This window comes from Paraburkholderia tagetis (assembly GCF_022213065.1).
GTDB classification, from domain to species: Bacteria; Pseudomonadota; Gammaproteobacteria; order Burkholderiales; family Burkholderiaceae; genus Paraburkholderia; species Paraburkholderia tagetis.
Genome location: NZ_JAKLJA010000037.1, coordinates 23,018 through 47,630 on the forward strand (window position 1 = coordinate 23,018; position 24,613 = coordinate 47,630).

General features: G+C 56.8%; 23 protein-coding genes. 7 read left to right on the forward strand and 16 right to left on the reverse strand.

Annotation, left to right across the window (positions count from 1 at the left end; genetic code table 11):
* The first annotated feature begins 518 nt into the window (after window positions 1-518).
* A complete protein-coding gene (locus L5014_RS29930; RefSeq protein ID WP_238467410.1) occupies window positions 519-1,631 on the forward strand; it encodes a LacI family DNA-binding transcriptional regulator in 1,113 nt (370 codons plus the stop codon).
* Between the two features lie 210 nt (window positions 1,632-1,841).
* On the opposite strand, the gene L5014_RS29935 is transcribed toward L5014_RS29930, so the two are convergent.
* Complete coding sequence (locus L5014_RS29935; RefSeq protein ID WP_238467411.1) at window positions 1,842-3,026, reverse strand: porin; 1,185 nt, start codon at window positions 3,024-3,026, stop codon at window positions 1,842-1,844.
* A 1,115-nt stretch (window positions 3,027-4,141) separates the two neighbouring features.
* On the opposite strand from L5014_RS29935, the gene L5014_RS29940 reads away from it, so the two are divergent.
* From L5014_RS29940 to L5014_RS29955, 4 genes are all read left to right on the forward strand, one after another.
* Window positions 4,142-4,522 (forward strand): helix-turn-helix domain-containing protein, encoded by a 381-nt coding sequence (locus L5014_RS29940; RefSeq protein ID WP_238467412.1) that lies wholly within the window; start codon window positions 4,142-4,144, stop codon window positions 4,520-4,522.
* The gene (locus tag L5014_RS29945; RefSeq protein WP_238467413.1) at window positions 4,522-5,130 is read left to right on the forward strand and encodes a HipA N-terminal domain-containing protein; all 609 of its coding nucleotides are present in this window, start codon (window positions 4,522-4,524) and stop codon (window positions 5,128-5,130) included. The genes L5014_RS29940 and L5014_RS29945 overlap by 1 nt, the downstream gene beginning before the upstream one ends.
* Before the next feature lie 649 nt (window positions 5,131-5,779).
* Window positions 5,780-6,406, forward strand: coding sequence for a hypothetical protein (locus L5014_RS29950; RefSeq protein WP_238467414.1), 627 nt, complete (start codon window positions 5,780-5,782; stop codon window positions 6,404-6,406).
* Between the two features lie 153 nt (window positions 6,407-6,559).
* Window positions 6,560-7,111, forward strand: coding sequence for a hypothetical protein (locus L5014_RS29955; RefSeq protein WP_238467415.1), 552 nt, complete (start codon window positions 6,560-6,562; stop codon window positions 7,109-7,111).
* 1,493 nt (window positions 7,112-8,604) lie between these two features.
* Here L5014_RS29955 and L5014_RS39210 read toward each other — a convergent pair.
* From L5014_RS39210 to L5014_RS29975, 5 genes are read right to left on the reverse strand one after another with little or no spacing between them, the layout of a single operon-like run.
* Window positions 8,605-8,868, reverse strand: coding sequence for a helix-turn-helix domain-containing protein (locus L5014_RS39210; protein WP_476638960.1), 264 nt, complete (start codon window positions 8,866-8,868; stop codon window positions 8,605-8,607).
* A 13-nt stretch (window positions 8,869-8,881) separates the two neighbouring features.
* Window positions 8,882-9,373: an HAD domain-containing protein gene (locus L5014_RS29960; RefSeq protein WP_338019353.1), complete on the reverse strand. Its 492-nt coding sequence runs from the start codon at window positions 9,371-9,373 to the stop codon at window positions 8,882-8,884.
* Complete coding sequence (locus tag L5014_RS29965) at window positions 9,370-10,215, reverse strand: BPSL0761 family protein (RefSeq protein ID WP_238467416.1); 846 nt, start codon at window positions 10,213-10,215, stop codon at window positions 9,370-9,372. The genes L5014_RS29960 and L5014_RS29965 overlap by 4 nt, the downstream gene beginning before the upstream one ends.
* Entirely contained in the window at window positions 10,212-10,460 is a 249-nt protein-coding gene (locus L5014_RS29970) for a hypothetical protein (RefSeq protein WP_238467417.1), read from the reverse strand. The genes L5014_RS29965 and L5014_RS29970 overlap by 4 nt, the downstream gene beginning before the upstream one ends.
* 54 nt (window positions 10,461-10,514) lie before the next feature.
* Window positions 10,515-11,114 (reverse strand): HAD domain-containing protein, encoded by a 600-nt coding sequence (locus tag L5014_RS29975; RefSeq protein ID WP_238467418.1) that lies wholly within the window; start codon window positions 11,112-11,114, stop codon window positions 10,515-10,517.
* A 194-nt stretch (window positions 11,115-11,308) separates the two neighbouring features.
* Here L5014_RS29975 and L5014_RS29980 point away from each other — a divergent pair, with 194 nt between their 5' ends.
* The gene (locus L5014_RS29980; RefSeq protein WP_238467419.1) at window positions 11,309-11,557 is read left to right on the forward strand and encodes a helix-turn-helix domain-containing protein; all 249 of its coding nucleotides are present in this window, start codon (window positions 11,309-11,311) and stop codon (window positions 11,555-11,557) included.
* Window positions 11,558-12,288: 731 nt separating this feature from the next.
* On the opposite strand, the gene L5014_RS29985 is transcribed toward L5014_RS29980, so the two are convergent.
* The 3 genes from L5014_RS29985 to L5014_RS29995 all read right to left on the reverse strand — a co-directional run bounded on the left by L5014_RS29985 (window position 12,289) and on the right by L5014_RS29995 (window position 14,922).
* A complete protein-coding gene (locus L5014_RS29985) occupies window positions 12,289-13,890 on the reverse strand; it encodes a peptide chain release factor 3 (RefSeq protein WP_238467420.1) in 1,602 nt (533 codons plus the stop codon).
* 414 nt (window positions 13,891-14,304) lie between these two features.
* Window positions 14,305-14,601 (reverse strand): H-NS histone family protein, encoded by a 297-nt coding sequence (locus L5014_RS29990; protein WP_238467421.1) that lies wholly within the window; start codon window positions 14,599-14,601, stop codon window positions 14,305-14,307.
* A gap of 93 nt (window positions 14,602-14,694) precedes the next feature.
* Entirely contained in the window at window positions 14,695-14,922 is a 228-nt protein-coding gene (locus L5014_RS29995; protein WP_238467422.1) for a hypothetical protein, read from the reverse strand.
* A gap of 428 nt (window positions 14,923-15,350) precedes the next feature.
* Here L5014_RS29995 and L5014_RS30000 point away from each other — a divergent pair, with 428 nt between their 5' ends.
* Complete coding sequence (locus L5014_RS30000) at window positions 15,351-15,821, forward strand: hypothetical protein (RefSeq protein WP_238467423.1); 471 nt, start codon at window positions 15,351-15,353, stop codon at window positions 15,819-15,821.
* On the opposite strand, the gene L5014_RS30005 is transcribed toward L5014_RS30000, so the two are convergent.
* The 7 genes from L5014_RS30005 to L5014_RS30035 all read right to left on the reverse strand — a co-directional run bounded on the left by L5014_RS30005 (window position 15,788) and on the right by L5014_RS30035 (window position 24,479).
* Window positions 15,788-16,066 carry a hypothetical protein gene (locus L5014_RS30005; protein ID WP_238467424.1) on the reverse strand — a complete coding sequence of 93 codons (279 nt, stop codon included), beginning with the start codon at window positions 16,064-16,066 and terminating at the stop codon, window positions 15,788-15,790. The genes L5014_RS30000 and L5014_RS30005 overlap by 34 nt on opposite strands.
* Before the next feature lie 107 nt (window positions 16,067-16,173).
* A complete protein-coding gene (locus L5014_RS30010; protein ID WP_238467425.1) occupies window positions 16,174-16,833 on the reverse strand; it encodes a BON domain-containing protein in 660 nt (219 codons plus the stop codon).
* A gap of 320 nt (window positions 16,834-17,153) precedes the next feature.
* Window positions 17,154-17,438 (reverse strand): PAAR domain-containing protein, encoded by a 285-nt coding sequence (locus L5014_RS30015; RefSeq protein ID WP_274389572.1) that lies wholly within the window; start codon window positions 17,436-17,438, stop codon window positions 17,154-17,156.
* Between the two features lie 19 nt (window positions 17,439-17,457).
* Complete coding sequence (locus L5014_RS30020; RefSeq protein ID WP_238467426.1) at window positions 17,458-18,084, reverse strand: hypothetical protein; 627 nt, start codon at window positions 18,082-18,084, stop codon at window positions 17,458-17,460.
* 603 nt (window positions 18,085-18,687) lie between these two features.
* Window positions 18,688-19,467 carry a PA3715 family protein gene (locus tag L5014_RS30025; RefSeq protein WP_238467427.1) on the reverse strand — a complete coding sequence of 260 codons (780 nt, stop codon included), beginning with the start codon at window positions 19,465-19,467 and terminating at the stop codon, window positions 18,688-18,690.
* Complete coding sequence (locus L5014_RS30030) at window positions 19,464-22,235, reverse strand: glycoside hydrolase family 19 protein (RefSeq protein WP_238467428.1); 2,772 nt, start codon at window positions 22,233-22,235, stop codon at window positions 19,464-19,466. Before L5014_RS30030 ends, L5014_RS30025 begins: the two co-directional genes overlap by 4 nt.
* 24 nt (window positions 22,236-22,259) lie before the next feature.
* On the reverse strand, window positions 22,260-24,479 hold the full coding sequence (locus L5014_RS30035; RefSeq protein ID WP_238467429.1) for a type VI secretion system Vgr family protein: 2,220 nt from the start codon (window positions 24,477-24,479) through the stop codon (window positions 22,260-22,262).
* Window positions 24,480-24,613 lie beyond the last annotated feature (134 nt).

The following is a 24,613-nucleotide window of genomic DNA, read 5'->3' on the forward strand; positions in this document are numbered from 1 at the left end:
GCGTGGTGTCACGCCCGGCCCTTGAGCGCCACAGAAGACTTGGCTGCGACAGGCCCACGGGCTACAGAGACTCCGGTGCACACCTACCCGAAGAACATCATCAGGTTACGAGGTGCCGCATGGCGAAACAACGCGAAGCGTGACGAGAAATCGTCATACCCGTCCGACCAACCAGGGCGAAATTAGCCTGCAGCAGAGAAAAATCGCCAGAATCCTGCCGTTTTTTCTATTATTCTCCCGAACACCGGGAAAAACTTGGCATTCTCATGTGCTAGCCCGACACATGCATCGACGGCAGTGTGTATTTGAATCGAAATCTAGTCGAATGATGTGTGTAATCTATGGGCGTTCGTATCCAGCACTCGCCTTGTCCGAAAGCTGCGAAGAGCCGCCGGACCCGTTCCGGGAAAAGTGCAGTCTGTTATGAGACGACATTATGGGGTCGGAGAAATTTTTTATAGCCCACTCGCGTCTTGCTTGGCTCATACTTCACAGTGAATCAGACGAGATTGACTGGCATGGCTAATTCGACTACTCAGTTCTTTAATACAAGTGCAGCGTCCCATCGGGAACGCGAGACTGACAGCAGCACCAGCCGGCAACGACGAAAAAAAGCGCCGCGGTTCGCCGAGATAGCGGCAGAAGCCGGCGTTAGTGAGTCGACTGTTGACCGCGTGCTCAACGAACGCGGGCGCGTCTCTTACCAAGCTAGAGACAAGGTGATTGTTGCAGCTATGCGCCTTGGCGTTCGACGTGTCTTGCCGGAAATGTGGCACGGCTTGCGGCATATCGACGTGATAATGCCGATTAACAGCACGCCCATGTTTCAAAGGCTGGACTATGCCCTCCGACGCTCGATTCAAATGCTGGACCGTCACATCGTCGTCCATCGGCTGACACTCAAGCGCGATGACGATGTCTCCTACGCGAAGGCCATCAGTTCTCCCCCCTACCGGCGCTCTGGACTGATTGTTGTAGGCGATAGCAACGAAAGAACGTTGGATGCCATCAACGAGGCACTGGGACGTGGTGAACGAGTCGTTTCGATGGTCACTGAACTGCCAAATTCACTGTACGTTGGGGTCGATAACTGTGTGGCGGGCCGCACGGCAGCGCACATGATTGGCAAACTTACGCGAGGGAAAGGACGCGTGCTTCTTTTGCGCGGACCATATGGCGCGCCAGACCACGAGCAGCGTGTTATCGGTTTTGTACGCGAACTCAAGCAAGCTCACCCATTCCTTGAGCTTGAGATAGCCCCGCAAGATACCAAAGATGACGCAGACGTGTGTTTCCGTCTCGTCGAGGCGTCACTGAATCGCGGCCCGCTCGACGCCATCTACAATACTGGTTGCGGAAACCTTGGTATTCGTGAGGCGCTCAGGCGGCGGAACTTGCTGGGAAAATTGGTCTGGGTGGCGCATGAGATGCACCAGACGAATGCGGAGCTGTTGAGGCACGACCATATTAACTTGGTCATCGACCAGAATCCAGACGCACAGGTTCTATACGCGCTGCAGAGCGTGTTGTCGGACGACGCATCCAGCGATTTGCCTAAGGGGAATGCGGGCCATACCGACATTAGCCTTTTTACTATGGCTAACGTTCCCGAAGCCCCCTATACGAACTAGAATGCCGCATGCCCCAATCGCGCAGGCTTCAGTCAAACGCCGCCGTCATTCCAAGCTTGGGCACGTTGAGATGCCATGCCGTCTTCAAAGCCGTGGGATATCGCAGCGCAATTCCAACATAGGTGACTTCGCATCTTTACTGTCATCCTGCCCGCTCTGGATATGCGCCAGGGCCGAACGCACGATGGCTCGGCCCCTTCCCGCCTGCTCTTAGAACTGAGTTGCGAGGCCGGCAATCACGCCGAACTGACTCTTCCCATAATTCGGATTGGTCATAGACGCCGCGCTGCTCACTGGGTCAAAGTTGGTGTTTGCACCATAGAGGCCGCTATTGAGGCCAAGGTTCGACGTCGAGCTGTTTCGCACGTAGCCGAGCTCCGTATAGAGCAAGGTGCGTTTCGACAGCGAGTAGTTCGCTCCCAACGTGAACAGCGTAGCGTTGCCGTTTCCATGGTTGGCGTTCGCGTGGTACACCGCTCCCGAAATTGCCAGCGCTGGCGTGCTGTTCCAGATTGCTCCAATCCATTCGTGATTAACCGCGGTGGGCAACGACGTTCCAGCCGGGAGTGCCGTCGGTCGGGCGCTGCCGAAATAGCCTTCGTTCGATGCGTCCGGCGCGCTGAGATGCTGATACCCGACATACGCGACGACTGGCCCAAACGCGTAGGTCGCGCCAGTGAGAATCGAGCGTGAGGTGAGGTACACGTTGCTGAACTGACCGTTGGGGTCACGGACTTCGTCGTACGTCGCTTGCCAGAACAGCCCGCCACGCTGATAAGACAACTTGACGCCGTCGGAGCGGCCTTGTGCGCTGCCCAGACCGGTTGAAGTCCCCAGTTGCCCCGGCGCACTCCCAGGGTTGCCCGAATTCCATTTGGGCGAGTTAGTCAGGTCATATTGACCCTGAAAGATGAAGCCGGCAATCTTCGGCGACAGGTACTCGACGCCGTTAGCCGCCTGAGAAAAAATCCGTCCGCGTACCAGCGTACCGATTGAATATTTCTTGGTCTGCTGAGGGTCAACGTCGCCCGAATATTGGCTAATCTCGGCCGAGCCCATGTTCCCGAACTTCAGCTGGCCCCAAGTGTCATTCTGCATGCCAACTGTCGCCTGACCTTCGAAGAAACTACCATTTGCGAAGGTGCCGTTTTGCGTGTTCAGCCGGGATTCGAGCTGAAAGATAGCCCTCGTACCGCCGCCAATATCCTCGGCACCCTTCAAGCCGAAGCGCGATTGCGCCCAACCGCCGCTCTGAGCACCGAAAGTATTTCCCTTTGGCAGCCCCGTTTCATACACAATACCATTGTCGACAATTCCATACAACGTCACGCTGCTTTGAGCACTTGCAGATACCGCTGCGGTAGCCGCCACGACCCCAAACAAGGCCTTTTTCATCTCGTCTCCTATAGATTGACTAGTTACATTTTTATTTGTTCGCGAATCGCCCAGACGCCCTGATGTCTACGTGTATCAATCGAACGTAAGTTAATATGGATTCCTTATTACATTACTTGGCCGCTGGGCATCAACGACGTCTCCGACGACCCGCCACATGGTGCAGCGGAGGTGCTTCAACCACCTGTGCGCACTTCGGCGGTGCTTCCACTTAAGACATCAAGCAGATAATTTGGCTAACCCAGTTGGGCAACTTGATGACGAACCAGCCCAATCTTTTCAGATACTCACGACCAAACTCTCAGTTCGTCATGGGTATGACAGACGCCGTCAGGGCGCTTGACGATAGTGTGGGCTCGGTTGGTCACTGCATGTAGAGGATTTAGGGCGAGTGTATATTCTCTGCCCGCCGCAAGACAGAGCCGAAAGAGAAATCTAATTCCCAGAAAGCGGGAAAATAGACGAAGCTGAGGTATCAAGCGCGCGGGCCAACCAGTCGTTCTGCGCGCGTCCCGAACTTAACCAATATTGAGAGGGCGAGATAAGGTCCTCAGTTCGTAGCAACAAGCCTCTGCGACCAAACGAAAAGAACCAGCCTACGACCGAAGGTCAGAAGCTCCGCTCAGATTTCGGCATCCATTTGTTCGCTCAATCTGCTTCTTCGGATTCTGGCGCAGATGCTCGGGACCATGGAAGGCGTCGCAATCGCACTCGACGGCAAGTCGAGCGTCGTTGGCCCCTTCCACGACCATGACCAGACGATAGACGCCGCTCTTCACCCTGCTCGGCTGTTACCGACCAGACCAGATGCATGCGGTCACGCGCACGACTCGCCGCGACGTTGAAACGCTGGTCATAGGCGTTCCCTGAAAGCGCGTGGCAGGGTCGGCCACCATCGACAGGAACATGATGTCGCGCTCACGGTTGGGTGGGCGTTTTTCAACAGGGAGCCTCCGGCCCCTTCTCGCGCCCGATTCCAAGATAAAGAGTCAGATATGACCTCTTAAGTGAAATATTGAACTATATCTGACCGTTTTCAACAGCGCACTGGCGTCCATCTGAGGGATGTCGCATAGTGGTCAAATATGACGCATTAACCGGTTAAGGGTTCAGATATGACCGATAAACCAAAAGCAGCGGCGACACCCAAACCTTCCGGCTGCTTCACCGAAAATCCGATGCCCTTACCGGTCGAGCGTGCGCTGGTTGCTGCCGGAGATGACCTTGCACTGGCCCGCCGACGCCGGGGGCTTTCTACGTCATCCATGGCGGAGCGGGCGGGCATCTCAAAAAAGACGCTCTACCGGCTGGAACACGGCGACCCCGGAGTGTCGTGGGGCGCTGTGGTTCGGGTCCTGAACATCCTGAACCTCCTCCCCGAGCTCAACAAGGCCCTGAACACCACCAATGATGCGCTCGGCCTGGCGCTCATGAACAAGGCGGTGGCCAAACGCATCCGGGTACGCAAAACCAACCCGGACAGTGGAGCCCTGTAATGGCAACAACAAAAAAAGCAAAAACCAGCACAACGCGGACGCTGCTCGTCTATCTGGGCGACTCGGGACTGGAAGTGGGCGAACTGCAATTTTCCAGACAGGGGCAAAAAGAGGTCTCGGCGTTCCGGTACTCCCCCGCCTGGCTCAGTAATCCAGATTGCTTCGCACTGTCTCCGGACCTGCCCCTGAGCACCGACTTTCAATACCGCACGGGAAGCAAGGAGACTTCTACTTTTGCGGGTGCCATTGCCGAAACTGAGCCTGATGGCTGGGGACGCCGTGTCATTAACCGCGCCCATGCCAAACGGCGCAAGGCTGAAAAAGACGTCGGCCGAGACGCCGGTTCCGCACAGCTGTCAGACCTGGACTATTTGCTGGGGGTGCTGGATTCCAGCCGCATTGGCGCACTGCGCTTCAAGGACAATGCCGACAGTCCCTTCCTCGATGTGCCCCATGACGACAACTTGCCTGAAGGAACTCACGAGGTCCCGCTGCAGACCTTGATTCAGGCGTCGCAAGCGGTCGAATCCGGCAAGGAAACGGCGATGGACCTCGCGTATCTGAATGGGCGCGGCACCTCGCTCGGCGGTACCCTTGTCGTTGAGTAACAGCGACCTCGCCCGCCCAGCGCGGGCTTTTTTTTCGTCCGCCAGCGAACGATTGCAGGTGGCTATCGGCAACGAACGGGCGCGGGGCGTCATCGCTTCTCCGTTGCATATTCGTTGCATCCGTTGCGCCGCTACATCACTCAAGCCGCAAAACAAAACCCTCCGAGCGCGGCTGCTGGACGGGTTTGTTAGCGGCGAGCGGCGTTACAGGCCTGCTTCAATGGTAAAGCGCGCCCACGCCTCTTGAGTGTGCTGGAAGGGCTTGGACTAACGCTACCATCAACTGTGTTCGCTGTCGGTGGGTTATCACAGCGCCATGGGCAACAAACCCATGACGCCCCGTGGACTGGCCGAACTGGGAGCTTCCCCGGTCGCAATGGTTCACCAGATGTTGCGCATGGTCGTTCGTGCCAAGACGGTCAATGCGGCCGTTTCTAGTACCGTGCCATCGCGGCGCGACGTGACATGAGAAATCGAAACCAAATCGAAAAAAAATTCTCATTTAAATATGAGAATTTTCATTTGAATAAGTATAAATAGTTAATTCCCACATTAAACTAGAACATCTTCAATTTTAAACCTTGATTTATACGCGTCACACAGATAATCTCACTTCACGCCCTCAAACTGCAAAAGAGATTATCTAAAAGTGACCAATATCATTCAACTGAATCCGTCTTCACACATCCCGCTGGGACTCCTTCTGCCTGCAGCTGAATACGGTCCCGCCAACCCACGATTTCGAGGGTTTGTTCTTGAACAGCCCGTCGAATTCGACCCACTGAGCTGCGCTAACGCGCACCGTTCAAGGTTTTCCGCATTGGTTATAGACGGCCCTCGTACGCCGATGCTGCTACTCGTAATTCAACTTGGTGACGCAGTCTTGTCATGGCTGGCCGACCCAGCGGAACCTGCCGTCTGGAGCGCGATTGGCAGCTGGAACACCAACGGGTCGGTGTCGGTAGCGTTGAGCTGCGAAAAGACGCACCTCTTTGTTATCCCCTTGACGCGAAGAATCGACAAAACCACGCTACTTCGCCCCGTGAAGCCTGTTCAATCGTCGGCTATTTTTACGAACCAGGCAATTGAGGTTTTCAGCACAGGAGCGGTTAACGAGGTTATTGCTGCTCATTTTGCTGCCGGCTCAAAGTCGAGCCATTGCGTGATTCACACCGAAGGTGTCGCTACGGCTTTGGCGCATCAAGGATATCAGGCCGAATACGACTCCAAGGCGAATAAATTCGTGGCCAGAAAGAGCCTACTTGTCTCCCTCTAATTACTGCAACTAGGCCTATCCCCTGACGGCGCCCCATTCACGAGCACAGTATCGCATCGCTCCTCCGAGTCGCGTCGTTGCTGCCGTCAGATTCCGCCCTGCCTGCAAGCAAGCCCACGCTCCAAAACTTATTCAATCCGAGGTTCATGAAACATGAGCAATCGAACACCGCTGACGTATGAAGTAAAACTGCTAAACACCGAAGACCCAAACGAGTTCACACTGGGTGACCTAGCGGACCATACGTCTAGGACAGAAGAGCAAGTCGATATGTTTGTCGTTCCGGCGTGGACGATGCTTGAATCTACTCCACACTGTGACGGTCAGGATTGCATTGTCGTTAGCCTGAGCGACATGAGCACGAGCGATGTAATGAACGGTTCACATGACGTTTGCGCGGGCGTTGTGTCGTGGTTTGGCAGGTACTATCCATGCCTGATGATGAATGATGGCTTGATTGGAATTGACGCAGAGACTGTTCTCGACGCACACATTGAGGTTGATGAGCCTTTGCTCATCGTCTTCGATTGCGAAGACGGATGTGTTCTCACCATGGCAAACTTTACGGCACAACTGGAAAATCAATTGAAAGCAATTGTCGAGGCAAAGGATTTTCTTCCGACCGCTAAGGTAGGAGACGACGGACGAAGCATAGACCAGACGAAATACGCTGCGCTAAACGCCGCGTATTATGGCTTCGCTTAACCCCACTATGGCACTCTATCTACATAAAAGTTCACACCGCCCTTCCAGGGAGCAATGCTGGGCACCCGAAACGAGACAATGCCCCGCGCGAACACTCGCACCCGGAGGCGTGTGAGAAATTCGTTCTCCACCCAGAGTTATGTTGGAACCCGGTTGTGGGACGTAGCGTCCCTTGTTAGCGGCTGATAGCCCGCTTCGTCCGAAGAGCCAAGCTGCTGAGCGAATCTCGGAAATTATCCCGAGGCGCCTACGATTGCGAAGCCGTCCTCAGTCTATTCCGGGTTCGCACCTCTGCCTGTTGACGGCGTTTCGCCTTAACTAGTTTCATTCGAATTTGGTTTGGACTGCGCCGGGATGGCGACAACGGCGTGACACCAGTCGCACACGCCCACCAATAGATTTCGGGCAATTCCACTGCCATCGCTGAATGGCACATCGCGATAGCTAAATATCACAGGAACTATCGCGCGGCAGTTCGCGCAGATAGCATGTCCCCTGTCGCCCTCGACATATCTGCGGCTTGTGGCTACGCGCATCGTCCGTTCTTGGATAGGGTACAGTTCGCTCTCTATTCTCCCTCTCCCCTGTTGTCGTCACTTTTCCGACGAACAGGAAGGTCCTCGGCCTCGGCGTCGTAAAGTCCGGCGCGCTGCGCTGCGTCCATCATTTGCGCCATCCCCTCCCGCTGCCTGGCGCGCATTTGCTCTCGGTACGCCATCGCAGCCTCTAGGGGTATCCGTGGATATCCATCCTGGTTTATGCGAACTGGAAGTCTACCCTCGTCGATGAGTCGCTTTAAATAGGAACGTGAGACGAAAAGTATCCGTGCCGCTGCCTCAAGCGACAGCTCCTCGGGTTCGTCCTCCCGGCTTACGCGACAATCAGGAATCAGCTCTGCAGTGATGTCGCACCACGAGCCGCCCTTACCGATAATCTCTGCAACGCGATGGAACGTGTACTCGCTATCACTGCTCCAGCCACTCGGGCCGACCAGATGGTAGATGCGGCCACTCGCAGTGCGGACCCTCCGCGCGACAGCGTCCAGCTCAACTATCGCAGTACTAACCCGTCCATCCCGAGTTTCCTGACTAAACCCCACGAGGACACGCGTACCGTTTTCGAACTCCCGTATTGACCAGTGTTTCAAGCGCACTGTACTCGCGCTTTCCTCGGGGGGAGGATGCAGATAAATAGGCATAGTGACTCCTGTCAGGCCGAGCGCGTTAGTGTTGCTGTGCACAAGGATTCGAATGAGACCGGCGACCAACAAACGCTGGTCGCCGTAGTGCAGGCTCTCTATCCGTAACTACAGAACTCCCACTCCAGGTGGGACCCGGCTCGCCGGGCGGCACCGCGCTTTTTCACCCGCGCGCGCGGCCTTTCTTACACCAAAAATCCTGCAAGTTCCGAGACAACTAGATTTCCCGCTGATTCCTATAGCGGCGGGAGAACTTGAATTCCGTTACACGTGGTGCGTCAGGAGGTCCTCATTCTCAGCGTCGTATTGGCCCGCACGCGCCGATGTCCATCAGTCGCCGCAGCGCCGCATTGTGTATTGCACGCATTTTCTCTCGATGCGCCTGTACGGCCGCCGTCGGTATCCGTCGTATCTGTCGACGGCCAATCGTGTCGATGCGACTTGGGAGCACGTTGTCCTTGAGGAGCTTCCTGACGACTATGCGCGGGACACCCAGTAGTCGCGCGGCGGCATCAAGCGAGAGCTCTTCGAGCGCGTCCGGCATACTCGCTGGTGTCATGTATTGGGGCCTCTCAGAAGGACTCTCGCAAACGCTGGCGAAACAGTTCGATGACTGCAGGGTCGCCTAGGCCGACCTCGGTTTGACAACTTACGAGTCGGTGACGGCAGGACTCGAACCCGTCGACTCGGTCGTCGATAGCAAGCCAGTTCGCTGGGGAATGGCGAGCAACATAGTCCAGCACCTGTTCGCCGCGCGAAAGCAGCGGCCAAAGCATCTCGTTAAACGTGCAGCCTTCGTACGTCGCGCCCACAACACGGTTTCGCAACGTGGGTGACGGTATTGCGTCAACAGTATATTGAATGCCCAACACGATAGCCCAGTCTGAGGACAATACAATTTCGACATCCGGATAGGGCTTCAGTAATTCGTCTAGCACTAGCGCGTACTCAAATAACTCTATGACCCCGGGAGCGCTACTCACAACACGGTTGCCAGACCTACGAGCGATGCCACGATGCAGAACACCGTCGATATCAAGGAATAGAACCTTCCGCGCCATCATTTAATATCTCTCTCTGCGCGTCGAGGCCACTCGAGCCATATCGATTCCGCAGCAATCAATCGAATCATTCCGTCGTCTGGGTAGTGTCGCAGGACGTGAGCTGCCAACTCTCGCAAACCACACGCATCCAGCTCCGGCGGCACGCGAGATAACTGCAGAAGTAAGCTTCGCGCATAGATGAGAGCTCTCGTTCTTTCATCCGGCATTGTCACGACTCCCCCCCCCCTTTTCCGCAATCGGCTCAGTTCGGCTTTTAAGGAAGCGAAACCTTCGCCTGATAGATACCAGTACAACCGTGTTCCAGCATTCGGCCCAAGCACACTTCTAACTGCAAGGGGCACTGTCATCAGGCCACGGTTGCTCAATCTCGAAACGCCCAAGAATCTGCGTTTCTTCCGCTGAGCAAACGTATCTATGCTCGTCGGAATCGAATTTTCGCTACCCCATTTCCGGACCAGTCGCGATGGAGCATATCGACCGACCTTCTGCGCCCGTCTATGACTTGCAAGCGCACGTTCAATTAGCATCTGCTCGCGCTCGTTCGGCTGGAACGGTGTCACGTATCTCAGATTCGTTGGGCCATCTGATAGCACGACAACACGCTCGACCAACTGCATTGTCACCTTGTGGTCCACGCCATCGGTTGCCCTCGGGCCACCCGGATATCGCACTTCATAGCCGATACCGTGGTGCTCTCCCGTCTCGTAGGTCCACAAATGCGAATCGACGAGGACTTCCTGAATTTCATCTGATTCATCGATATCGGCATACGAGTCGAGAAAGAGAACAACACTGTCTGGGTCGGCAGTCACCAGTTGTTCGATAAGCTCAGAGACTCTCAAGGTCTCGCCCTCCCGGGCGATTCGGATTCCTTATCCGTGAAGACTTTGCCGCTCTCACGGTAGTTTTCCTCATCCATCTGAGCAAGGAAATCACCGATGTCACGATAGTCGCCAGCCTCTATCGCGCGCTGACCCAGCGCAAGAATAGTCACCAAGACGCTCGACTCCTCGTCGGCCTCTCCGGGCGTAATGGAAGGACCGAGTGAATTCATACTTGCGAATGCGTCAACCGTCATGTGGCCCATAGCAATGCTCAACGTAGTACGTTCAATTGTTCAGCAATCCGTCTCCGCACTTCTTCAATTTTGGCCAGCAAGCGAACGAAGTCTCAGTTGGAACTGCATATCATCACGCGCCCGCATCGGCGAGATGAATCGTCTGGCGCGGCGCAACGCATAGGCGCCGACTGTCGCTCGCAATGCTTCGTCGTCTGACAAAGGGCACGTCGCAAGTTCGCCGAATTCGTGAAGCTGTTTCGCTAAGGCTCTCCGCGCCGCCTCGTCGAACCCAACTTCGGGATTGATATTCACGCGCCGTGATGCAGTAAGGTCGGAGAACTCGAACTCGGAAGACGCCAAGATGACGAACGATTCGGTGCGGTTCTCCATGAAATCAAGTACGGCCTCTTCCCGTGCCCCACCAAACGTGTTCACAGCGTTGACGATGCGAGTCCCCAATTCACCGCAGACCTCGCGGATACACTTCAGGTCGTAGTAGAGAGGCCAACCATTGCCGATGACGACAACAGCGCCGGGGTAGTCGGCAAGTGTCTTTGCAAGGTGCGAGATATCGACTGCAAGGTGGCGTGCAATCGGAACCCAGCCTTCTCGCGTAGTTGGCGACGGATAGTCGCGCAACGGTCCGAGCTCACCGTTCATACAGAAAAAAACATAGACCACGATGGCTCCGTCAACCGAATTGAAAAGGAGACTTCATAGCTGCCTCATGCTGCCCAAGGAGCATCCAGTGACATCGTTTTTGCACAATATATTGGTCATTGTAAACGCGCCGACGCACATTCACAATATATTGTGTGGATTGTTGACCCCACTGCTAGGACACTCTCCCCCATTCGTTCAGCACTGGGGGACAGATGAGCCGTATCGCCGCCTTTGGCCGAGTCGTCCGAGAGGAGAGGCTCGCGAAGGGCATTTCGCAGGAGGAGCTCGCCGAGAAGGCGAACCTGCACCGCAACTTCATATCGTTGGTCGAACGAGGACAGAGCAAGATTGCGCTCGACTCCCTATTTGCACTCGCCGACGCTCTCGACATCTCTGCATCGACACTGCTACGGCGCGCTGAAACTGCTGCGAAGAAGAGTCACAGGCAGCCAGCTGAGTGATGCTAATCAGCAGATTGCATAGGCGGCGAACATCGCGACGTGTGAACTGCCTGGCCCTTCACAATGTCAATTTTTCCGCTCCGTAACGACGCTTAGGTTCCGCTCAAGCAACCATGCTTCGAGAACGTCTTGACGCCAGCGCAAGAGCTCCCCATCGCAAAATCGAACACGCGGCGGAAGCAACCACGGCCGATGTCTTACGCGCAGACGAATAGTAGAGACTGACAGGTCCAAGACCTCGGCGAGTTCATGCTCGTCGAGGTAGGTGTGGGTCGCGGGGTGGCATTTTGATGTCATGCGCCGTGTAGCACACGACCTTAAACGGGGTCCTGCGGTTTTCACGAACGTTTGCGAACATTCGTAACGCGCAGTTCATATTACGGCCGACAGCATAGTTACGGCCATTGTCGACGATAGCACGCACGTCCTATCGAATGCACGTAAACGCGTGAGAAACGGGGCGAGCCGGTTCATAATGGCAGCGCTCGAAGCACTCGTAACATCTTTGAGGGCCTCAGTTGCGGACCTTTTTGAGCCATCGATTATCCGTTGGTCCCTCGAAGTGGTCGCAAGTTATCCTCCAAGCGCTGCCGCTTGATGGATTCTATCGTCTCGCTTGCGCAGGAAAGTCTTCAGCCCCCATATACCCCCAAGGACTGAAGACTTTCTTTTAACACTGAAAGCTTTATTGTGATGCTGAAGACCTTTTTGTAACGCCACAGCGGCAAGACTTACATGTTCTTGCGGAACGGCGCACCCGAATGCTCGCGCAGTTCGTTGAACACGATCTTCGGCCACGCCTTTTGTGCGACCTCGATCTCGGAGACGTGCGAGGCCAGATACGTCGGCGCGTTCGACGCATCGTAGGCCATGCGGGCCTCATACGAATCGGTGAAGCGGCGCAGTTCGTTGGCGTCGTCGCAAGTGACCCAGCGCGAGAGGCGATAGCGCGCCGGCATGATGCGCACGTCCACCTTGTATTCCGCCGAAAGGCGATGCGAGACCACTTCGAACTGCAGCTGGCCCACGGCGCCCAGGATTGTCGCGCCGCCGTGCAGCGGGCGGAACACCTGAATCGCACCTTCTTCGCCAAGCTGCTTGAGCGCTTCGCCCAGTTGCTTCGCGCGCATCGGGTCGACCACTTCGATGGTCTGGAAGATTTCCGGCGCGAAGAACGGCAGGCCCGTGAATTGCAGGTCTTCGCCTTCGGTGAGCGTGTCGCCGAGACTCAGCGTGCCGTGGTTAGGAATACCGATGATGTCGCCAGGGTAGGCCTCGGCCACCGTCTCGCGGCGCTGCGAGAGGAAGCTCACCACGTTGTTCGCGCGGAAGGTCTTGTTGTTGCGCGTGACCTTCAGTTGCATGCCGCGCTCGAAGCGGCCCGAACATACGCGGATGAACGCCACGCGGTCGCGGTGCGCGAGGTCCATGTTGGCCTGCACCTTGAACACGACGCCCGTGAACTTCGGCTCCTCGGGCGAGACCGGACGCTGCACGGCCATGCGCGGCGAGGGCGGCGGCGCGAGATCGACGAGTGCGTCGAGAATTTCCTTCACGCCGAAGTTGTTGATGGCCGAGCCGAACAGCACCGGCGACTGCTCGCCGGCGAGGAACGCCTCGCGGTCGAACGTGGGCGTCGCGCCCGTGATCAGCTCGACCTCTTCCTTGGTGCGCTTCCAGTGATAGCCGAAGCGCGCTTCGCCGGCTTCGTCGCCGATGTTCTGCAGCGTTTCCACCGCGCCGCCGAGCGACTGCTCGCCCGCGCGGAACACACGCACCTGGTCGCGCTGGATGTCGTAGACGCCCTGGAACTCCTTGCCCATGCCGATGGGCCAGGTGAACGGCACCGCGGCCACGCCGAGGTGCTGCTCGATTTCGTCGAGCAGGTCGAGCGGCTCGCGCACTTCGCGGTCGAGCTTGTTGATGAACGTGAGAATGGGCGTCTTGCGGCTGCGGCAGACTTCGAGCAGCTTGAGCGTCTGCGCTTCCACGCCGTTCGCGCCGTCGATCACCATCACGGCCGCGTCCACCGCCGTGAGCACGCGGTAGGTGTCTTCGGAGAAGTCCTCGTGGCCCGGCGTGTCGAGCAGGTTGATGACTGCGTCGCCGTACTCGAACTGCATGACCGAGCTCGCGACCGAAATGCCGCGCTGCTTTTCGATCTCCATCCAGTCGGACGTCGCGAAGCGGCCGCTCTTCTTGCCCTTCACGGTACCGGCGATCTGGATCGCGCCCGAGAATAGCAGCAGCTTTTCGGTGAGCGTGGTTTTGCCCGCGTCCGGGTGAGAAATGACCGCGAACGTGCGGCGGCGTCTGAGTTCGGCAACTGACATGGATGGAGGGGTATCGCTGATGAAATCGGGCAACCAGCCGCGCGGCGGGAGTTGCGTGTGTGGCCAACCGGTGCGCGCGGCAGAAGGCGCCGGGGACGAATGATACACGGCATTACCGCGCACGACTAAAAGTTAACGGCGCGCCCGCCGCGCACACGAAGGCGAAACGCCCGCCGGAGCGTGGCCGGCGGCGTGCCTGAGGTGAGATTTTACGGGAGCGGCCGGGAATAGCCCCGCGGCGCCCGCACGGCAGATGGGCCGTGCGGCGTACAAAGGTGAGATTTTACGGGAATCGGCTCGCGGTCACCTGGCGATTACTCGGAATCGGGCTGGCTGGCCGTCGATGATCGATTGACGCGCGGCTGCGAAGCGGTTGCGAAGCGGCTGCCAGGCGGCCGCCCGCTCGAACCCCGTTTATTCCTTGATGAGAAAGCGATCGCGGTTCTTCACGCCCGTCAGCCAGCCGGGCGCGCGCCCACGGCCGCTCCAGGTCTCGCCCGTTTTCGGGTTCATATAGCGCGCCGGCAGCGGCTTCTTGCGCGCACTCGCGGCACGCGGCGTGGAGAAACCGAGTTCCTCGGCCGTGATGTCGTACTCCGCGATCTTTTCCTTGATATCAGCAATCGCTTGCTCGACTTCCTTTTCGCGTGCTGCCGCAACTTCCTTGTGCAGCTTTTCGAGTTGGGCGGTCAGTTGCTTGTAGCTCGCCATAAACAATGATCTCCAGTTCAGTCACACATTGGTATTGTGACCGCTCCGGCGTCAAAGAGTGCCCAATTTCATGTTTTTTTCGACGGACAGGCCCTAGCGCACCGCCTCGTGCGACGAACGTTCTTTTGTGCGCATTTCCAGCTCGCTCAGGGCTTCTGACAGACGCTTGACGCGCTGTACCTGCGAAGGGACCAGATTCGCGCGCGATACCGATTCGACGCGGTTGCGCCAATAGGAAAGCGGAATGCGATCGTTGCCTGACAGCCGCGCAATGACCTGTTCGAGATGCTCAATGTCCTTTTCAAGTTGATGATGATTCATTGCTACTCCGGAATACTCCATCCTCGGAAAGACACCGCTGCGATGGCGTCCGCGCACACATACTCAATAACGAAAAGCGATTAATCCGCTGCATTCCATCAATGCTGCCTGGCTATCCGCCAGCCGCCCCGTTCATTTTTCTGCCTTATTTACTTTTTCACACCCACATTTCAGACGCCGGTTTCTCACGGCACAACGATTTCAACGCGTCTTATCTTCAGAGAATAAGGTTGGCCTGGCCGTTCATCGGTTGCCTACCGCACGGAAAGCAACCAGCGCCTCATCCACATTGACAGCTATTAGCCATTGAACGAGCCGAAGATTAACGGCGGCAAACGCCCCTGTATATTCCTCATTTGTGCAGGAAATATGTATTCCGCATTTTTTGCGGTGGGCGGGCCGTCCCGGATTTTGATAACGGGAACGCTGTGGATTCGAACGATCGTCAGCACGACAGTTTGTTGCGCGCGATTTACGCAATGATCGAGCACTCATCGGGATGGAAGGATTTTTGCGCGCAATTGAGGAAATCGACCGAGGTGGCCTCGGTTCACCTCTGCGTATTCGAGCGTCAGCGCGAAGTCTTCGTCTCGATCTGCACACCGATCGACAGCGTGCGCGTGCGCGGCAAGCGGGTTGGGTTCGCTGCGCCTCTTATCAGGCGCGCTTTCTGGAGAACGTGGCGATCTGCGAGGCGCGGCTCAAAAGCCGCGCGAGCGGCGCATGATCGGCGGCGGCGCGCTTCCGCGCGCTGCGCATCGTTGGCGCCGCCGAAACGGCAGACGGCGAGCGCCGCCGCGCAGCGCCGCTGCCCGCGCGCAGCCGGAGCGGCGGCGCGGACGGCAACACCTGACGCGCGTGCCCGTTACTTCGTGCGGCAAGCGAATACGAGGGTGTAGGTGTCGCCGCTGGTGGATTTATCGACGGTGTCGTAGCCGGTGCCTGCACAGCGCGCGCGGGCCTGCTGGATGCATGAATCGTGGTCGCCCGCAGCGGGGCATTGCACCGGAACGGTGGGGCGGCCATCCGAGAGGAACAGCGGCGGACCGCTGCTGCAGGCGGACAGCGCCGCGAGCAGCGCACAAACACCCGCCGTGGATGACAGCCTGTGAAAGCGGAACAACAACGAACCGGAACGAATCATGGGGTACCCCGAAGGCCTTCTAGTTTTTCGACGTTGCGATTGTGCCATGCCGAACAACGCCTGAGCGGCGTGCGAACGGCAGTGTTGCGGCCGAGCCGGCCGAAGTTTCACCGCACCGGGGGCAATGTCTTGTAGGGCGGCCGCGCGTGCGGATCGGTACGCAGATGCACGAACACTTTGTCGACGTCGGGAATCGCCGCGAGGCGGTGCTCCAGCGTCGCCCGGTCGAAGGCCGCCGGGGCGCAGCCTTCGGCATAGACGAAGCGCCGCTGCACCGTGATCCATACGCTCGTGCCGGCGAGCGACGCGTCGCCCTTGAATTTTTCGTGGACCGCCGTGGCGATATCGGCGTCGTAGAGATAGGAGTTCGGCTTCGTGCATTTGTGCGCGAGCCAGCAAGTGGTGCCGCGCTCGACCCGGTAGTGGGCGTCGTCGTCGGCTTCGGCCTTCGTCATGCGCGGGCCGAGCGGCTGCGGGCACGCATCCGGCGCACTCGAGAGCGCGAAGAACGGATCGTTGTACCAGTTCCGGATTTCGCCGGGATCGACGGTAACAGCGCTCGCGCTATTTGCCGGGGCAGCCGTGGACGCGCCGATCGCCGCAGGCTGCGCGACGGTCCCGGCCGCCGCGACAACCGGCGCGAAGAACACCGCCAGGACTGTCGCAAATGCCGCCGCTGCAAACGCCGCAGTAATCGTCGATAGCCATGCGCTCCGTTGCCTGTGAGCGCGCGGCCGCCCTTCCCGCATTGCTTCGATTTCCCTCATCGCCATCTCCTTCCTGCCCGGGCATGCCGATCGTCGTACCGTACACCAGCTCACGCCAATACAGGACTGCGCAGCCTGCGCCGCAATTTTGAGCGTTTCGATACAATCGCTGCGGCGCAACATAACCCGCCAATGCAATAAAAATCGCCGGACGGAAGTGCATCGACGAAGTGCAGCGCGCATTGCCGCTGCGATCGACCGCCTTGCATGGGACACCGGAGACTCCATGTCGTTTGTTATCGTTCTAGGCGCCCTCGCCTTTCAATTTCCTTCTGGCAGTGCGGGCACTTGAATTCGGACATTTTTCTCTCCAGTGACTGTTACGCCGCCGATGATTCGCGTTGCCGCGAAAGCAGCAACGGTTGCGGGTCGCACTTGCACAGGCACCAGTCGCCGCTCAACGCTGACTGTCTTCCATTGGGGCCGGTATCGTTTCGACGCCTGACACAAACAATCTTGCCGGTCGCATTGCACTTCGGACACCACACAGGGTCATACTCGTAAGCAACCGGGCGCCCCCGGAACGTATCATTTGAACGCGTCGCGATCACGCGACCGCCAGCAGTCGTCGTGTCACCGTCACAAATCTCATAACGTTGATTCAATCAATACTCCTGAAAATTATCAGAGGTCTGCAAACTCCACGAAATGCCACTGCCCGAATTCCGGGTCAAACAGTGCCGCTTTCGTGCAATCCATCTTGTCCGCACTACCGATTTCCATGGTTTCAACCGCGCGCTTCACCGCCCAGTTGAGTCGAGCCTGTTCCCATTGCAGCATGTCGGGGTAGGTTTCGCGCCATGCGAACATTCCGGCGCGCTCATGCATCCGCTCGACTTGGTCAAGTGTCTCTGCATCCAGTTCGAAAAACGGCGGCGGCCCAAATTCTGCCGAGTGAACCATGAGCTTCGCGCACGTGGCAGTGCTTTCGCCTGACTGCATGACGATTTTTCCATCATGTGCGGGCCACCCGATCCGCAGTTCGGCCACCAACGCCGTTCGGTCCGCGTTGATGAATACCTTGGGATCAATCAGGCTCGCGTGGTGAATTTCGTACTGTCTGCCACGACACGCCCAGTACATCAATTCAAGCATTGCGTGCAGAGGCGAGAGAAAGCAGGAGACCGCAGGGCCTGCCTTTGTCCTGCTGGCTGCGACCTGCAACTGACCGCCATCCGGTCCGGCCAGGACGAAGGCCGGGATTTCGGAGAAGAATGGGTGATGGCAGAATGATTCGTGTGCGGAAGTCAAGATCACCTCATGGCTTATTCGTCAAAATGAATTTCTGAGAGCCGCCTTCTCATTGAAGCAGCATCCTTATATGGATATCGCACCGGTGAACCGTTCCGCTTGTAGCCATCGAATCCGAAAGGGAGTCTCTTCATCGTTGCATCGTCTCTCATGAATATTTGCCGCCCGTTCTTGTGCGCCCCCTTATAAACATATACCGCGTATAAATATCCCGAGTAATCAGCGGCTTGAGAATTTACTGGCCACCTCACTAACGATATGATGTCTTTATTTTTCCAATAAAAAACCGTCATAACCTCAGGACTCCCTCCTTCAAACTCATAGACATCAATTACTGATTGCTCACCACCCCGACACTTCCACGTTGCCTCAACCTCGTAAGATGACACACTGGACGGATGATCCGGACTAATTCGATCTTTTTCCGCGAGAACGACTTTACAGCCCGCACGAATTGAATCAGCAGATAAGATTTCTGGCGACCTTTCATCCGAGAAAACAGGTGCTGGCGCCATCGCACATGTCGCAAAAACTACAAGTGACAGGATAGAAAATATTTTTCTCACCACCCTACCCCCACTATCGTCGCGAGAGTCAGTCAAGTTACTCTACGTCTGCTTGCAATGCCTTTGGAATCCCGTATGTAGCCCCATTGAATTTCAAAATGTAGTCTGTCGCCGTCGTCGGCGCGCTAGTTTTCTTGCATTCCGATCCGTTCTTTATATATTTAATATGATTAGTTTTGATGCGCTCGCGCAAATCATAATAACCCTTCGTCGTATTTTTCAGAACAGAAAGGATGGCAGTATTTTCGACGCCGGAAAATTCGCAATCAGGGTTTCCTTCGCCATGAGAGGAATTCATTAGAAGCGAGTCAACCACCCTCCCAAGACTCCCGCGATCAATAATATACACATTCATTGATTCCTGACGAATAGGGGCTGCGTCGGAATAATTTCGCCTTGTCGTTCTTATGCCAAACGCCAACCCGCCTGGCCGGATGGCATAATCAGCAGTATCAATATTAATATCACTGGGTTCAATGGCATCAACCACCATCATCTTTTCATCATTGATGCTACTCAGTATTTTTCCGGTTTGCTCATCAACAACCGCGACCACCATGCCAAAATAGCGCTCACCATTTTCTGCACTTTCATACAAATATGGCTTCGCAAGTATTGCCGATCCCACTTTCTGTGACCAAGATTTGCACTGAGAAGGCAAAAATCCAAAATCAATGACGGATGCATTCGCGTGTTCTTTTAATGCTGCTGTAATCTCCTGCTCAAACGCCGCGAGAGTATTGCTCTCAGCAGGAGAGCAAGCAAATACAGATTTCGCCACGAACAGGCAGCCCATGAAAAAAAGTGCAAGTCTCATTCCCCGACCCCTCTAAATACTCTTTGATTCATTATCTCGTGATAGTGGTTGCGCCGCTCCCCGTAACTGCTCGTGCTTCGATTAACAACAGCAGTAATCTTGTCAACCTGCGCGTCCGCATTGGCAGTGGTGGTCTGGTCAGCGATTGTATTTAGTCGGCCCCGAAGCCAGAAAAAAACTGCTGATCGAACGCCATACAGCATTTGACCGACCAAATCGGGGTTCCGCACAAAATCTACATTTTCACCCGGCCAAATTGACGGATATGTAGAATTAAATTGCGCGTAATTATATTTCCCGGTCAATTGCTTCAAACCACGTCCGCGAAATTTCCAGCCATCGCCACTTTCAACCGAACCATTTCCGAGATCTGTCACCCCATTAACGTCATTGTAAGCTCGGTTAGCTATTTTTTCTTGGTCCGCAAAATGCTGGGAATTACGGCAATATAAATCAGCTTCGGCGGGGTGATGGCGAAAATAAGAAAACGTATTCTTCAAAGGCTCACATGCATAATCCAAACTCTCCACGAGATGAAATTTCGGCCCAACTTCAGTTCTTACTTGCGCAAAAAAATGAGTAAGTCTCTGCTCAGAGTCAAGCTTATATGCGGACATATTTTCATTGATTTGATTTGCCAAATCAATCAACGTCTGATCAGAAACAAATGCACTAGACCAAATCTTCCTAAGCATGGTGACAGTTATCTTTCCTCCTAGGACGTAGAAATTCCCGACCAACGCTACTGGATGAATATGATTCACTACCGGATTCGCAGGAAAGCCCGCAACCTTACCCTTAACTTCATCCCACCACTGAAGCTTCCTGATACGCGTCAGTTCACACAACCAGTTCTCGCGCGCGTTGCGCATGAGGGGCGTAATAGCATCCCATCGGGCCATGCCTCCGCCCCATTCGCTTTCGTAGCGCAGGATCTCATGCGCAAGCTCGCTGGCAAGCCAGGACGTACCCATCGCACGCTGCAATTTTTTCGCCGTGACGACTTCCTCGCCGTTTTTGCCTTTCTGTGGTGGCTTCTCGTTATATTCAAGCGGCTGACGTGCGACCGTCTGCTCCAGACGTTGGAGCAAGGCATTACCATTGACCGCTGCCACGGACGGCTCGAATTTACTCTGCTCTTTCCAGTCGGCATTGCCGCATACAACCAGATTGCGCTTGAATGCATCAGCCAGATTGATTCCGGTAGCGTCCACGAACTCGAAGCCGGGCCATGCCCACGGGCTTTCCCAATTCGTGCCTGGGTGGTCCTTGCCACAAACCCAGCCCCTGGCCGCCTTGTTATCTGCCGTGCCGAAATCAATGCGCCACCACTGCACGCCTCTGTCATCAGCGGCTACGCGGTTCTTGTCCAGGCTGTCGAGTTGCGCGTGCGACATCGCCTGCGCCGTACCGTTCGCCGGGTCGGCCACCGAACCCAGTTGCAGCGGGAAGCGGCTCCAGGCCTTTAAGCTGTTTGGCGAATCCAACTTGCTTTGATCGTCGCGCCTGATCCACACAGGACTGCCGTCGGGGTTGTGAATCGCACCGCCAAACGATGAAGTCCACGGTTGCGCCAGAATCCAGGGACCAACTTTCGGACTGTTCGGTGCCAAGGTGAGTTCGACAAGCTGATGTCCAAGCGTCAGATCGGGATCAACCTCTTTCGGCACCAGCTTTGCACCGGCCTGTATTAGCAGAATTGTCTTGCCATCGGCTGGCAGTTGCGCAGCACGCGCACGGCTCCTTTCGATGAACGGTTTCAGTTCTTCACCCGCAAACACCTCAAGATGCAGGAGTTGTCGCGCGGGCACGGGTGGCATTGGCGTCGAACGCTCGTAATCGTGATACTCGCCAAGCTGTCCCAGCAGCGTTCCCGCAGTCACCTGGATCGGCTGCGGCGGAACTACAACCTGACCGACGTTCTGCGGCTCCTTCAATGCGCGCTGGTCGTGATAGTTAATCCAGCCCCAGTCACCTTCAGTCGTGAGTGGCGCTGTACCGTACTCGTCGCCGTCCGGGCGTAGCCATGGCACGTTACCGCCATCCTCCCGACCGAAATAGCCACCACTGTTCGCGGCGATCATCGTGCCCGATGTAATGGACTTGATATGCCCCCACCGGCCGCGCTTCTCGCCAATGATGACTTCGCTGCCTTCAGGCAGGAGCGCCACACGCTGCCCGCCTGGCGCCTTGCAAACGAACGCGCCCACAGCGCCCCCTTCGCCGGTCTGGCGGTCCTTGTTGCCGATACGGTACGCATCGACTCCCGGCCACCAGCCAGGGCGCACGAGATTGCCATCAGCCAGATACGTCTGCCAGTCGGCCATGTGCATGTAGATGCTGTAGAACGTCAGCGTCTCGTCAGCCGGTTGCGCGGCGGTGCTGCCGGGTACGGGCGGCATGGTCATCTGGTGACGCACGAGGACGAAGCCCGTGGAGTACATGCCCCAACGATGATCCTGCGTGAAGTTGATATGCTCGTAGGCATCATCGAGCTTGAACGCCACGATTTCGCCGTTGGCGATTACGCGCACACCTTGGGACTGGTCGAGCTCGCGCGCCGAGCCCGCGCCGAAATGCACGCCCCCATGCGGAAAGCCGTTGACACCGAGCGGAAAGAACCCGTCCTCCATCCTGCCAAGTGCCCGATAGAGAATTTGTGGATCTGTGATTTCCTTGCCACCCTGCACGGGAAACGGATAGCGCCAGACCTGCGGCGGCGCAGGCTGAGATGTAGTCGCAGGCTGACTGTTTGCTTGTGTCGTCATTGATTATCTCGATGGAATGGGCAATCAGCCCGAGAAGCGCGAGCCGTGCCGCGCGAGGTCGGCAATGTCGGTGACATACGGCACTGCAGCCTTCGTCATCTTGCCGTCCGGGTCCACCTTCTCCCACGAGGCCGCGCGTTCGATGTAGTCTCCCGGCGTGGCGTTAGTGAGGTTATGCGGCTTGATGCTGATGTACGAGCCGCCACACTTGAGGAGCAGTTCGTCCTCCGCCTCGATCACGACCTTGCCGCCGATGCTGCGGATATAAGCGTCCTTCTGCGCAGCCACGTCCAGGCCGTCAGTGATCGCATGGATCTCCACCTTGCCGCGCGCCGCCAGCAGGCTGATTCCGGCCTGCGTAAACAGCGAAATGGCCTCCTTCGCCGCCATCACGATTCGGCGGAAGGCATTGACGTTAAAGCTCGCAGACGTAGCGAAGCTCGTATCCTTGGTCGTCGAGACCATCATGCGCCCCGGCGTTGCCATGCCGATGCCATGCGGAGCCGACAACGCAATCACAGCCTCTTTCAGGCCCGAGAGTTCATCCTTGAGCCACTGGTTTTCCGCCTTCAGGTCCGCGACCTCGGCCTTGGCCGTTGCAGCCGCCTGCGCCAGTTCCTGCGCCTGCGCCTGGGTGAGGCTGAACTGGCTGCTGGCGGGCTGCATGTCGGTCTGGTGTCCCTGCGCCTGCGGCTGGCTGTCTGCCGTCAGCAGCACGCCACCTGCGCCACGGATGGCCGCATGGTTGTCGGTGCGCAGCTCAACCCCGTCACTTCTCTGCTCGTTTTTCCGGTTGACCCCGTATCCGAGGTTGAGCTGCGACTTGCCATTCTCGGTCGCGAGCTTGATATGCTCGCGACCCTTGCCATCGTCCATCTGGAGCGTGTTGTTGGCGCGCGTGTGGATCGCGTGACGCTGCGCCCAGGGATACCCAACATGAATCGGGTCCTCGTGCAAGGCCGTGTGCAGGACCTGGGAAATGTAGGGGCGGTCTACGTTGCCCCACAGAAAGGCCACGGTAACGACCGTGTTCGGCTCCAGTCCGAAGTGCATACCCGTGCGACCCTGGCCGCCGTAAGGCTTGGCGAGCCGCATCGGACAGCTTTGCAACCCCGGCGTGCGGGCGTCCCGGTCTGCGTGGATATGGACGATGTAACGGCCCTGCTCGTCCAGGTAGGGCCCGACGTAATTCTTTGTCGATGCAATCGTGCCTGTCACGACACCTTCCACGCGGGGCCACGTTTCCTCCATCAGGGGCATACGATATTGCCGGTCGCTGGGGATCGCGGTGAATTCGACCTTGTAACCTGCCTTGCGAGAAGCCGTGCAGGTCATGCCCGTGACCAGCAGCCCGTACTTCACCTCGGGCAGTTCACGATTCGATAGTTTGATCACACAGCCAGGCACCATGTCCAGCATGTCGCAGGTGCCGGTATAGGCCACCTGTTCCGCAAGCGCCGCCTCCTGCCGCAGTTCCGCTTCGCGCTTCGCGTCCTCTTCATCATCGAGGTCGAGTCCCCAGGTGTAGGCGTCACCATAGACAGTCTTGTCGTCTTTGATAGGTTTCGTACCGCTGACCGTCAGGTTGTGCGATTGCTCGGGGCTGTAACTGCGCACGGAGAACGTCTTTGGCACCATCGTCGTTCGCATCGTGAGCGACTGCACGGACTCACGGCCCACCGTATGCAGGCCGTTCGGCTCCTGGTACGGTACGGTGAAACGCTCGTTGTCACGCCTGTATTTCGTGAAGTCGTCACCGAAACGCACGTTCTCGCAACGCTTGCCCGTGTCACACACAAACCAGATGCCGACACGTCGGCACAAACGCATAATGAACGCCTCGTCATCCTCATTCCACTGGGTAATGATCGGGCGCTTGCGGTAAGTGCGATACAAACCAAACTGGAAATCCGCAAAAATCTGGTTGAACTCGTTTTCCTTGAGAATCTGCTGAATCACCTCGACTTCGTTTGTATCGAAGAAGAAGCGGATTTTCGGCAGATTGCGCAGCAACGCGAGGCGAGATTCCAGCGTCACCTCATACATGGTCTGATCGTGATTGCTGGCGATCTGCGCGAAGCTGGTAATCACGCCATGAATGCGCCGCGCCTCTTCCGGTTCACTCCAGCGTCTCGCGCGTGGCGGCTGAATAACGAACGCGGCGATCTTGCCGATATAGTCGCTACGCGGCAGGTCACGCTGCGGGTGCGTAAACTGGATGACGTACTTCGTCGGGACACCCATGCCACGAGTCCCCTTGAACTCGTAAACGTCTGCAAGCGCAGCGCTCGATGTCCCAAGTACTTTGAGGGTGTAGTACTGGTGAACGTCAATACCGGGACGCGCTACCGGGTCACGTGAATTCAAATCATCTCCCA

What these genes read in the sequence shown, in the direction of transcription:
- L5014_RS29930 (WP_238467410.1), top strand. Translation starts at nt 519, where the DNA reads ATGGCTAATTCGACTACTCAGTTCTTTAATACAAGTGCAGCGTCCCAT.
- L5014_RS29935 (WP_238467411.1), bottom strand. Translation starts at nt 3,026, where the DNA reads ATGAAAAAGGCCTTGTTTGGGGTCGTGGCGGCTACCGCAGCGGTATCT.
- L5014_RS29940 (WP_238467412.1), top strand. Translation starts at nt 4,142, where the DNA reads ATGACCGATAAACCAAAAGCAGCGGCGACACCCAAACCTTCCGGCTGC.
- L5014_RS29945 (WP_238467413.1), top strand. Translation starts at nt 4,522, where the DNA reads ATGGCAACAACAAAAAAAGCAAAAACCAGCACAACGCGGACGCTGCTC.
- L5014_RS29955 (WP_238467415.1), top strand. Translation starts at nt 6,560, where the DNA reads ATGAGCAATCGAACACCGCTGACGTATGAAGTAAAACTGCTAAACACC.
- L5014_RS39210 (WP_476638960.1), bottom strand. Translation starts at nt 8,868, where the DNA reads ATGACACCAGCGAGTATGCCGGACGCGCTCGAAGAGCTCTCGCTTGAT.
- L5014_RS29960 (WP_338019353.1), bottom strand. Translation starts at nt 9,373, where the DNA reads ATGATGGCGCGGAAGGTTCTATTCCTTGATATCGACGGTGTTCTGCAT.
- L5014_RS29970 (WP_238467417.1), bottom strand. Translation starts at nt 10,460, where the DNA reads ATGGGCCACATGACGGTTGACGCATTCGCAAGTATGAATTCACTCGGT.
- L5014_RS29980 (WP_238467419.1), top strand. Translation starts at nt 11,309, where the DNA reads ATGAGCCGTATCGCCGCCTTTGGCCGAGTCGTCCGAGAGGAGAGGCTC.
- L5014_RS29985 (WP_238467420.1), bottom strand. Translation starts at nt 13,890, where the DNA reads ATGTCAGTTGCCGAACTCAGACGCCGCCGCACGTTCGCGGTCATTTCT.
- L5014_RS29990 (WP_238467421.1), bottom strand. Translation starts at nt 14,601, where the DNA reads ATGGCGAGCTACAAGCAACTGACCGCCCAACTCGAAAAGCTGCACAAG.
- L5014_RS29995 (WP_238467422.1), bottom strand. Translation starts at nt 14,922, where the DNA reads ATGAATCATCATCAACTTGAAAAGGACATTGAGCATCTCGAACAGGTC.
- L5014_RS30005 (WP_238467424.1), bottom strand. Translation starts at nt 16,066, where the DNA reads ATGATTCGTTCCGGTTCGTTGTTGTTCCGCTTTCACAGGCTGTCATCC.
- L5014_RS30010 (WP_238467425.1), bottom strand. Translation starts at nt 16,833, where the DNA reads ATGAGGGAAATCGAAGCAATGCGGGAAGGGCGGCCGCGCGCTCACAGG.
- L5014_RS30025 (WP_238467427.1), bottom strand. Translation starts at nt 19,467, where the DNA reads ATGAGACTTGCACTTTTTTTCATGGGCTGCCTGTTCGTGGCGAAATCT.
- L5014_RS30030 (WP_238467428.1), bottom strand. Translation starts at nt 22,235, where the DNA reads ATGACGACACAAGCAAACAGTCAGCCTGCGACTACATCTCAGCCTGCG.
- L5014_RS30035 (WP_238467429.1), bottom strand. Translation starts at nt 24,479, where the DNA reads ATGGGTGTCCCGACGAAGTACGTCATCCAGTTTACGCACCCGCAGCGT.